Source organism: Bacillus marasmi (assembly GCF_902168435.1).
GTDB classification, from domain to species: domain Bacteria; phylum Bacillota; class Bacilli; order Bacillales; family Cytobacillaceae; genus Bacillus_BU; species Bacillus_BU marasmi.
On the sequence record NZ_LR656170.1, the window covers coordinates 256,540 to 266,719 of the forward strand.

Annotated in this window: 9 protein-coding genes and 1 riboswitch; of the genes, 4 read left to right on the forward strand and 5 right to left on the reverse strand. The window is 39.0% G+C overall.

The genetic code is table 11. From position 1 onward, the window contains the following. Positions 1 to 15: 15 nt before the first annotated feature. Positions 16 to 216 carry a cold-shock protein gene (locus FXW34_RS11710; protein WP_147534171.1) on the reverse strand — a complete coding sequence of 67 codons (201 nt, stop codon included), beginning with the start codon at positions 214 to 216 and terminating at the stop codon, positions 16 to 18. A 241-nt stretch (positions 217 to 457) separates the two neighbouring features. On the opposite strand from FXW34_RS11710, the gene FXW34_RS11715 reads away from it, so the two are divergent. Continuing rightward, entirely contained in the window at positions 458 to 1,156 is a 699-nt protein-coding gene (locus tag FXW34_RS11715) for a DUF975 family protein (RefSeq protein ID WP_147534172.1), read from the forward strand. A 65-nt stretch (positions 1,157 to 1,221) separates the two neighbouring features. Here the strand turns inward: FXW34_RS11715 and FXW34_RS11720 are convergent, their stop codons facing one another. Continuing rightward, positions 1,222 to 2,409: a toxic anion resistance protein gene (locus FXW34_RS11720; RefSeq protein ID WP_147534173.1), complete on the reverse strand. Its 1,188-nt coding sequence runs from the start codon at positions 2,407 to 2,409 to the stop codon at positions 1,222 to 1,224. Then, positions 2,406 to 3,065 carry a 5-bromo-4-chloroindolyl phosphate hydrolysis family protein gene (locus tag FXW34_RS11725; RefSeq protein ID WP_147534174.1) on the reverse strand — a complete coding sequence of 220 codons (660 nt, stop codon included), beginning with the start codon at positions 3,063 to 3,065 and terminating at the stop codon, positions 2,406 to 2,408. Before FXW34_RS11725 ends, FXW34_RS11720 begins: the two co-directional genes overlap by 4 nt. 407 nt (positions 3,066 to 3,472) lie before the next feature. On the opposite strand from FXW34_RS11725, the gene FXW34_RS11730 reads away from it, so the two are divergent. From FXW34_RS11730 to FXW34_RS11740, 3 genes are read left to right on the forward strand one after another with little or no spacing between them, the layout of a single operon-like run. Then, positions 3,473 to 5,158 (forward strand): spore germination protein, encoded by a 1,686-nt coding sequence (locus tag FXW34_RS11730; RefSeq protein ID WP_147534175.1) that lies wholly within the window; start codon positions 3,473 to 3,475, stop codon positions 5,156 to 5,158. Continuing rightward, positions 5,133 to 6,275, forward strand: coding sequence for a Ger(x)C family spore germination protein (locus tag FXW34_RS11735; protein ID WP_187118926.1), 1,143 nt, complete (start codon positions 5,133 to 5,135; stop codon positions 6,273 to 6,275). The genes FXW34_RS11730 and FXW34_RS11735 overlap by 26 nt, the downstream gene beginning before the upstream one ends. A gap of 19 nt (positions 6,276 to 6,294) precedes the next feature. Continuing rightward, positions 6,295 to 7,434, forward strand: a complete 1,140-nt coding sequence (locus FXW34_RS11740; RefSeq protein ID WP_147534177.1) for a GerAB/ArcD/ProY family transporter — start codon at positions 6,295 to 6,297, stop codon at positions 7,432 to 7,434. Positions 7,435 to 7,470: 36 nt separating this feature from the next. On the opposite strand, the gene FXW34_RS11745 is transcribed toward FXW34_RS11740, so the two are convergent. Both FXW34_RS11745 and FXW34_RS11750 read right to left on the reverse strand, forming a co-directional pair. After that, positions 7,471 to 8,970, reverse strand: a complete 1,500-nt coding sequence (locus FXW34_RS11745) for an amino acid permease (protein WP_147534178.1) — start codon at positions 8,968 to 8,970, stop codon at positions 7,471 to 7,473. A 122-nt stretch (positions 8,971 to 9,092) separates the two neighbouring features. After that, positions 9,093 to 9,296: riboswitch (Lysine riboswitch) on the reverse strand. Positions 9,297 to 9,463: 167 nt separating this feature from the next. Beyond that, positions 9,464 to 9,910: a YkvA family protein gene (locus FXW34_RS11750; RefSeq protein ID WP_246141002.1), complete on the reverse strand. Its 447-nt coding sequence runs from the start codon at positions 9,908 to 9,910 to the stop codon at positions 9,464 to 9,466. Positions 9,911 to 10,180 lie beyond the last annotated feature (270 nt).

The window sequence follows — 10,180 nt, forward strand, 5'->3', positions numbered from 1 at the left end:
CTGTTTTAGGCTTATTTAAGCTTTTTGTACGTTGGCTGCTTGTGGTCCACGTTGGCCTTGTTCTACATCAAAAGTAACTTCCTGGCCTTCTTCCAATGTCTTGTAGCCCTCAGTTTGAATGGCTGAAAAGTGTACAAATACGTCCTCTCCGCCTTCTCTTTCAATAAAACCAAAACCTTTTTCACTGTTAAACCATTTTACTTTTCCACGTTCCATTTCATTGCCTCCTAGCATTCACATGTACACAAAAATTCAAATGAATCTTGCTCATTTTATTATGTCTGTAAATCGGAAATAATATACATAAATGTTATTTTTTATTTTTTACATTTTAAAAACTTTTGGAAAAACATCTTAAAACTTGAATAGCCTATAATATACACAATTAGTATGACAACAAATGGTATAATTTATTATGAGTAATTAAAAAACTTTACTTTGAAAGAGGTGAGTAAAAATGACGATAACAGAGATTAAGAAACAAGCCCTTAAGGCATTAAAAGGTCAGTGGGGAGTAGCTGCAGCCTTAACGTTAATAATTTTCATCATCAACTCCGTACTCCCGACCATATTTGAGGTAATGTTAAGTGGCGGCTGGGAAAATTGGTTTTTGGCAGATCAGCTCCCAATCCAAGCTGAAATCGTTAGTATGATTATCACATTATTGATTATGCCATTAGCAGTCACTACACTTTGGTTCTTTTTATCATTGGTTCGCTATGAAGGTCCGCAGCTTTTTGATGTTTTTGCAATTTTTACGGATGGGAAAAGATTTTTCAAATTAATCGGTACTTCAATTGTAATGGGAATATTCATCGCCCTATGGACACTTTTGCTATTGATTCCAGGTATCATAAAATCAATTTCTTACTCACAAACATATTTTCTGATGAAGGACCATCCAGAATATACGGTGTTAGAAGCAATTACCGAGAGCAAAAAGCGGATGAAGGGATATAAGTGGAAATACTTCCTACTGAATCTAAGCTTCATTGGCTGGGGAATTCTTTGCTTACTTACATTGGGTATCGGCTTTTTATGGCTATCCCCTTATATCCAAGCTTCCACGGCAACATTCTATAACGAGCTAATCCTATCGCAAGAACATAATCAAGAACCTGTACAGGTACTTGAAGATCAAAACTGGGAAGAATAACGAACTTTAACACAGTAAAGCGGTGGAGGACAGTCCCCCACCGCTTTACTGTGTTAAATTATAAATTATTTGTCTTTGATTTCGAGTAGTTTTAGTCTTAGTTCGTTTTCCATTACGGCCAGCTCTTGTTCAGCTGCACGGCGCTTGTTGCGGCCTTCCTCTTGAATACGAAGCGTTTCTTCTAGTGTTGAGATCAAGTTGGATTGGGTTGTTTTTAACGTCTCAATATCTACTAAACCACGCTCATTTTCTTTTGCAGTCTCAATTGTATTCGTTTTAAGCATTTCGGAGTTTTTCAACAGCAGCTCATTCGTTGTTTTCGAAACCTGCTTTTGCGCTTCGACGGCATGACGCTGGCGAAGTAAGGTTAAAGCAATCGCCACTTGGTTTTTCCATAATGGAATTGCTGTTACGATTGAGGATTGAATTTTTTCAACCAAAGCTTGGTTCGTATTTTGAATCAAACGAATTTGCGGCGCACTTTGAATTGTTATTTCCCGACTGAGTTTCAAATCGTACAAGCGTTTCTCAAGACGGTCGGCAAATTGAATCATATCGTTGACTTCCTGAAACTTCATTTGGTCCTGTGAAGCCTCTGCCGCTTTTTTCATCGCTGGAATTGTTTTTTCATTAAGTTCCTCGAGCTTAATTTCCCCTGCCGCTATATACACATTTAATGCATGAAAATAATCCTTATTTGTCTCATAAAGTTTTTCAAGCATGCCAATATCAGATAGAAGTACATTCTTACTTCGGTCTAACTTCACGCTAATGCGATCGATTTGAGCACTAGTTTTCTGATATTTGGAAAGCACCTCTTGTATCGAGCCGGAAATTTTCCCGAACATCCGTGAAAAGAAAGATGGCTTTTCCTTGAGCTCGTCCGGACTAATATCATTAAGCCGCTTCATGAGATCGTTGATGATGTCACCAACTTCTCCGACATCCTTTTTTTGGACATGCTCAAGCATTGTATGTGAAAAAGTTAGCAGCTTACTTTGAGCCTGTGTTCCGTAAAGAATCATCGATTGATGGTTTTTCGGGTCAATTTGCTGGGCAAGCTGAAATGCCTTTTCACGATTTTCGGCTGGGATTACGTCGATTAGTTTCACCGGCTTATTATCATTATTAACCTTTTGCATTGCCATTGGATCTGCAACTAAGACATCTGTCTTGTCACCGAACGGATTGGCAAGAATATCATCTAGTACATTGTCAGTTTGTTTGAGTAAATCTGGTTCTTTATCACTCATTTTTTCAACCTGCTTTCTTCTAGAGATTTAACATCCTTCATGTTTTTGATTGAATGCTTGGCAACATCCACTTCAAAATTCAAGTGATCAATATCATCGGAAAGGACAACATATAGGTCTTTTTCAATTGTTTTTGTTAATTCATTGAGCGTGTGCCTTGTATCGTGCAGGGTTTGATTGAGCTCAATATTTTTCTTGGGCTGTGATGAAAGCAATGCGTATTTTTCCGTGATTTCAACAAGTGAATCAAGGTGTGAAAAATAAAACTGTTCTGCTTTATAAAAGCGCTTCGGCTCTTTCTTTGTTAACTTGTAAATTTGTCTTGTTATTTTTGCAATTTCAATTCTTTGCTTAAAAGATGGAATTTCGCGAATCATGAATGCTGCCTTATTCAATCGATTAATTTTTTGCTTCGCTTCTTCTAAATTCTGCTTTATATAGCGATATTCCTTTCGAGACAGCTGGTTTTTCTTTAGGAAACGAGACTTCATTACCATTGTAACCAATGAAAAAGTTAGGAAACCACCAATAAATGAAATTCCTGAAGATGGCCAAAAGGCATGGTCCGTGATGGCAAAAAAACTAATTAACCATATACTTACAGCTACTGGAATTGTAACGAACGTTCCAACCAGAAAAGAAATGAATGCGTTCATATTATATCGACTCCTGACTTTTATCCTTACTATTATACGAACAAAGAAGTACAAGGTTTCATAATTTCTTCTTATATGTTCAGAATACACCATTGCCTGAAATTTTCCCATAGACTACAACTGTAAAAAAAAATACGACCTGAGACCTATTTATTTTAACGCAGTAAAGCAGTGGGGGACAGTCCCCCACTGCTTTACTGCGTTAAAGTCTGTTTTTCTTTAAATATCATTTCTGCTATCGAAATAAGATTTGTAGTGTAAAACATGTGTATATAAAATTGGAACACATGTATATTTCCTGTTTGTCTGCATAAAACTATGGTTACAATTTTCCTACTAACTATTATTTTCAACATTCCATCTATCTACTACCATTACAGACTATACAAAGCTGAGGTGCATCATGTTTGTTTACTTGGTTGAAGAAATCAGCGCGGCATCTATTCCGGAGGGCAATACATGTTGAATCAAATACAAATTCAAATACAAATTCAAACACCGACAATCTTATTAATCAACGTAATGGATTTAATCAATCCGACTCTAGTTTAACTACTAATAATAACAGAGCGAATAATCATTTTCACAACTATAAAAAGGTGAACCGGACACTTAACGAGAATAGGAAATTTCTAGAAACCACTTTAGGAAATAATTCTGGAATTATTAATAGAAGCTTCCAAGTAGGCGAAAACGCTTATTCCTCAGGTTTATTATTTGCAGTTTCTGGTATGGTCGAAACGACTGTGATTAATGAAAATGTGCTTGGGCCGCTGATGAAAATGGCAGAGCCACCGGCTAACCTACATAAATCCCTGCTCGTCTATTTAAAGGAATCTGTCCTTTCTGTTGCTGAAATTGATTTAATAGACAACCTCCACCAAATCGTCAATGAGCTGTTTACAGGTAAAATTGTTCTATTTGTTGAAGGCGAGGAAACCGCACTTATCATAAATGCTCAAGCATGGGAAATGCGGGGAATCGAGCAGCCGATTACGGAAACGGTGATTCGAGGTCCACGAGATTCCTTTACTGAAGATATATCTACCAATCTTACCTTACTGCGCAGAAGAATTAGAAATCCTAACTTGCGCTGCGAATCGTTACTGCTCGGGAAACAAAGCAACACGAAGGTCGTTATTGCCTACATAGACGGAATTGTCAATAAAGAAGTTTTAAAGGAGGTATACACTAGATTAGAAAATATAAAGGTTGATGCTATTCTAGAGTCCGGTTATATCGAACAATATATCGAGGACGCTCCCTTCAGTATTTTTCCAACGGTGGGAAATCAAGAAAAGCCAGATATTGTGGCGGCCCAGCTCCTTGAAGGCAGAGTATCCATTTTTGTAGACGGCACGCCAATCGTCTTAACGGTGCCCTACCTATTAATTAATCATTTCCAGGTTTCCGAGGATTACTTTTCAAGGCCCTATTATTCAAACTTTGTCAGGATTTTACGAGTAATCAGCTTTTTTATTTCAGTTCTGCTCCCAGGAGTGTTCGTTGCAATTCAATATTTTCATCCAATCCTTATTCCTTTTTCACTTTTAGTAAAATTTTTCATTACCCGCGCGAACGTTCCATTTCAGCTTTATGTTGAAATGATTCTGATGCTCATTATCTTTGAAATCATTCGTGAATCGGGATTAAGAATGCCCAAGCCCGTTGGACAAGCAGTCAGCCTCGTCGGCGCACTGATTTTAGGGGAAGCAGCCGTCTCGGCTGGTTTAGTCGGGATTCCAGTTGTTGTTACCGTCGCCTTAGTGGGAATCTCTTCATTTCCAGTTAACTCACTATCGGAGCCAATTAGCCTATTAAGAATCGCATTTGTGGTTGCGGGAGCGACGTTTGGCTTATTCGGCATACTGATGCTTGGCATGATTGTTGTCAGTCACCTCGCTTCGCTGAGATCGTTTGGTGTTCCATTTACTGCTCCACTTTTTCCAATAAAAATCAGCGACTGGATCGACGGTATCATTCGCATTCCGCTTTGGCTCATGACAAATCGCCCAGCTACAATAGGCTCAGCTAATAGAACAAAACAAAAGTTTGGAGGTCTTTCCGGTGAAGGAAAACGGGGAAAAGAATAAGCCTTTGCTCAAGATTCTTTCATTATCGATATTGATTTTCCTCTTGTCAGGATGCATGCGCGGAGAACTAGATGAACGACTCATCCTCTCTTCACTCGGAGTAGATAGAACAGAAGATAATAAGGTAAAAATAACAGTTTCGCTAATTGATACACGCTCAGTGGACCAACAGGAAGCTAAGGGAGTAAAGGTCTATTCTAGTGTTGGCGACACCATATTCGATGCCGTCCGGTCAACAATTATTAAATTGGGGAAGCAACCTATTTGGCCTTATATTAAAATAGTTGTCTTAGGGCCATCTATCACTGAGGAAAACATCCTTCCCTTTCTTGATTTTTTAAATCGTAATAACGAAGTTCAGCCCAATCCATTCGTATTAATTTCAAAGGTAGAAGCCGCTAAAATCATAAAAGCAAAACCTGATTTCACGACAGTTCCATCAACCGTGATTGAAAAGCAGCTGTCACAGCAGAAAAATGTTTCATACATTCCTGCTGTTAGGCTGCACCATTTTACAGAGATGATGTTAAGTCATAATAAAGTTGGCTATGCCGCTATCATTGAGACAATTAATAAAGATAAAAAGCACATTCCATTTTCCCAAAGTACAGCCATTATCAAAAACGGAAAATGGATTGGTGTTTTAAACAAATATGAGACAAGAGGCTTACTTTGGGTAATGGAGGAAGTGACCGGCGGAATTTTAGTAACACCTGCTTTAGAGGGTTCTGGAAAAATCGGCCTGGAGATTTTAGACAAAACGAAGGTAAAAATAAAGCCCAAAATCGTAAAATCCCAATTAAAGCAAATCAATATTAACGTGAAGGCAACGGTTAGTATTGGGGAAATACTATCGCAACATACCCTTTTAACACCCGAAAAGATTGATAAAATCGAGAAACTTGCCCAGCAAGAAATAAAATCTGAAATTCTCGCCGCAGTCGAAAAAGCCAAATCTCATCAAACTGATATATTTGGTTTCGATGCAGCAGTACATCGTGAAGACCCACAATTTTGGAAGAAAAATAAGAAAAACTGGAACAATCAGTTTCCAAACTTGCCTATTAGCGTAAACGTAAAAGTCGATATTCGCAATTTAGGTTTGTTTAATTATTAAATTTTACTAGGAGGATATTATGGGGAAAACATCAATAGCCACACGGCAGATTTTTTTTATCATGACCCCGCTAATCGTAATTCCTGGACATTTCTTTTTGATAAAAATCTTTCTTGGGTGGGCAGGGCGAGATTCTTGGCTCGGAATCATTTTAGGGTTCATCCCAGGCATTATTATTTTTTTAGGCATGGCCTATTTAAGTGAAAAATTATACGGTAAAACGATAGTGCAGTGGTCGCTCGAAACACTCGGACCATTTTTCGGAAGAATTGCTACTCTTCCACTTATTACCTTTTTTATTATCCATATCTGTGTAACCCTATATGGATATTCAATTTTTATTACTGCAGTGTTTTTGCCGCAGCATCACTTATGGGTGATTGCGACCATGTTTGGACTATGCGTTTTCTTCACTGTTCATATGGGGATTGAGGTCATCTCAAGAGTGGCCGAATGGATCATTATTTTGAACCTTTTGTCTGGAATTTTTGTATCGTTAGCCTTAAAGCCGGAAAAGGATTATGAAAAACTGTTGCCAATACTCGAAAATGGGATTGAGCCGATTATTCCCGTTGCCCTTGTCATTTTAGCTCTGTTTGGCGAAATGATTGTGCTCTTAATGATCAATGTGGAAAAGCCGAGTCCAAAGTCGGTTTCGTTTCGGAAAGTATACATTATTTCCTTCATCGTCAACTTAATTATTTTCCCATCAACTGCAGCTGGGGCAATCGCAATCTTTGGTGATGCGCAAGCAACGAAATTCATGTACCCGGTTGAGAGCATGGTTCGCTTAATTAATGTTGGCTTTATTGAGCGCTTTGATATTTATGGGCTCACAATCATGTCTGTGTCAGCATATTTGCGTCTTGCACTCCTTCATTATGGTGCAAGCACTGCTATTTCAAACTGGTTTAAACTCAAACAATATCATGGCGTAAATTGGCTTTTAGGCATAGTTGTCGTTTTTATATCGTTAAACTCATTTGATACGGCGATTGATTTTTATGATTTTATGGAAAAATACTACATATATGGGCTCGTCTTTAGTGCGGCGATCATTCTTCTCGTACTCATTGTTTTCATAGCATCAAAAGCATCTAAAACGCAGCAAGGCCAGCCGCCAAAGCTTGAAAATAATCAAGAAAAAAGACAACTATGATTTGAAGCTCATAGTTGTCTTTATTTTAATAAAATATTAATTGTCGGTCGGGTTCAAGTCGCATTGTTCCAACGGAATAACTTTCGTCTTTTTCATCAATTTATAGCCAAACCATACGACAAGGAAGATTGGCAATCCGATGTAGGAAACGAGGATACCGTTCCAGTCAATCGATGAGCCGAGAAAGGCTTGATAATTTTGTCCTAAAATAACAAATGAGCATAATATAAATGCAAAAATTGGACCAAACGGGAACCATTTAGCGCGGTACGGCAGCTCATTCAAACTGCGTCCTTGAACTTTAAACGCTTTGCGGAATCGGTAGTGACTGATGGCAATGCCCAGCCATACAATAAAGCCTGACATACCAGATGCATTCAATAACCAAAGATAAACAGCGCCATCACCAAATAATGAAGCGAAAAAGGCTACAAGCCCAACAGCTGCGGTTACAATTAGCGCATTGACCGGAACGCCACGCTGGTCAACCTTAGCTAGGAATTTCGGGGCCTTGCCTTCCTTCGCGAGATTCCAAAGCATCCGAGTTGAGGCGTACATTCCAGAGTTCCCCGCCGATAATACTGATGTTAAAATAACCGCATTCATTGCAGACGCTGCAAAGGCAAAGCCAGCGCGTTCAAAAATCAACGTAAATGGACTTAATGTTACATCGCCGCTTGCTAATGATTCATTCGTAAATGGAATCAGCATGCCAATGACAAAAATAGCTAATATATAGAATAAAAGGATTCTCCAAAATACTTGGCGAACTGCACGAGGAACATTACGAGCAGGGTCTTCACTTTCCCCGGCAGCAACCCCAAGGAGCTCTGTGCCCTGGAAGGAAAATCCAGCCACCATAAAGATCCCAATCATCGTGAAAAATCCACCATGGAAAGGTCCATCAGCCAGCATAAAATTAGAAAATCCGACTGCTTCACCTGTAAAGACGCCAAAAATCATTAATACACCAACGGCTAAAAAGATAATTATGGTAATAACTTTAATCAGCGCAAACCAGAATTCTGACTCACCGAAGCCTTTAACAGATAGGTAGTTTAATCCAAACATTAATGCCAAAAATAAGGCACTCCAGAGAAGGGATGAGCTATCCGGGAACCAAAACTTCACAATCAGCGCTCCCGCTACTAATTCAGCGGCAACGGTAATTGCCCAGTTATACCAGTAATTCCAGCCGAGCGCAAATCCAAGTGCCGGATCAACGAACTTTGTTGCATATGTGCTGAACGAACCAGCTTCAGGCATATAGGCAGCCAGTTCCCCAAGGCTTGTCATCAAAAAATATACCATGACGCCAATAATTGCATAAGCAAGGAGGGCTCCACCAGGTCCTGCGGTGTGAATCGCTGCACCACTCGCTAAAAACAAACCTGTTCCGATTGCTCCACCAATGGAAATCATTGAGAGGTGGCGAGCCTGCAAGCCGCGTTTTAATTGTGGTTGTTGCGATTGTTTCTCGTGTTGCTGTATTTCTTCGTTGACTAACACTCTTGCTGTTGTATTTCTTTGACTCATAAAAAAAACTCCTTTGATTTGTTTGGGAAGGAGCGCAAAATTTACACAAAAAAGCCAACGACGGATTGCTTATTTGCTTTCACTTCGCAGGCAGTTTTTATTCAACCGCATCAAACCTTCTCCATGAAGATAGCTCAACACGCAATAGCCGTATTTGTAATGTTATGGCTCTTGCGTGACAGTTCTGCCCCTTTCGGAAGCAGCCCCAGCTCGTCTTGGTTAGAGATTTTGGACAAGCTTCGGCGATTTTTCCTTTTAGGTAACTTCATTGATGTCTCTCCATCTCCATTACCTTACTTATAAAAATCGCGACCTCTACCTCATCGGTTAGGATGAGGGTGATGATTATTATATTGAAATAACTATATACAACTATAAATCTAGTACACCCCAAAGTCAACAACCGAAAAATTCCATAAAAGCCTCTCTCTTTAACACAGTAAAGCGATGGGGGCCTGTCCCCCATCGCTTTACTGTGTTAAAGTTTATGCTGTTATACGCCAAATTTGTTGCGAATTTTCTTCATGACACCTGACCCAACCATGTTGTCGGCAGTTGCGATAATTTTTTTGATGACTTCGAGTACGTCTTGATCACCAGCCCAGTGCTTCTTCACGATTTCAGGATTTGTATTATTAACCATACTATTTAATACAAATGCGGCAACAGCGATATCATCCACATAACCTAGTGGCCCCATTAATATTTCCGGAATAAAATCAACCGGTGATACAAAATAGGCTATTGCAGCTCCAAGCTTTGCCTTATCCGAGATAGACACTTCATTATCAATTGCCATCTTGCATAATAAGTGAAATAAATCTGGTCCAAACATCAAGATTTCAACGTATTTATTGTTCTTACCTTCCTCACTTTTCGCCCACCATTGAATCCGTTTCCGAAAGCTCTGATAAAAATCCTCATGTTCCATATGCTCCATCCTTAATGTTCACCTCTTTCTTCTATATATTTAGTTACATTCGACAAAATCAACCAAAACACCTTGCAACCATATATGTCATTATTTTGTACAAAACTCAGCCCATCTAACCAAACTTCAGCACGTTAAAGGAGTGGGGGACTGTCCCACTAGCGTTGCACGACTTGAAAAATATGTAAAAGTGACTTAATTAATTTCTAAAAAATAAAAAGGCTCCTATTGTAGAAGAGATAGACCATACTTGTTCCCTCATCTTCTACAAAAGGAGCA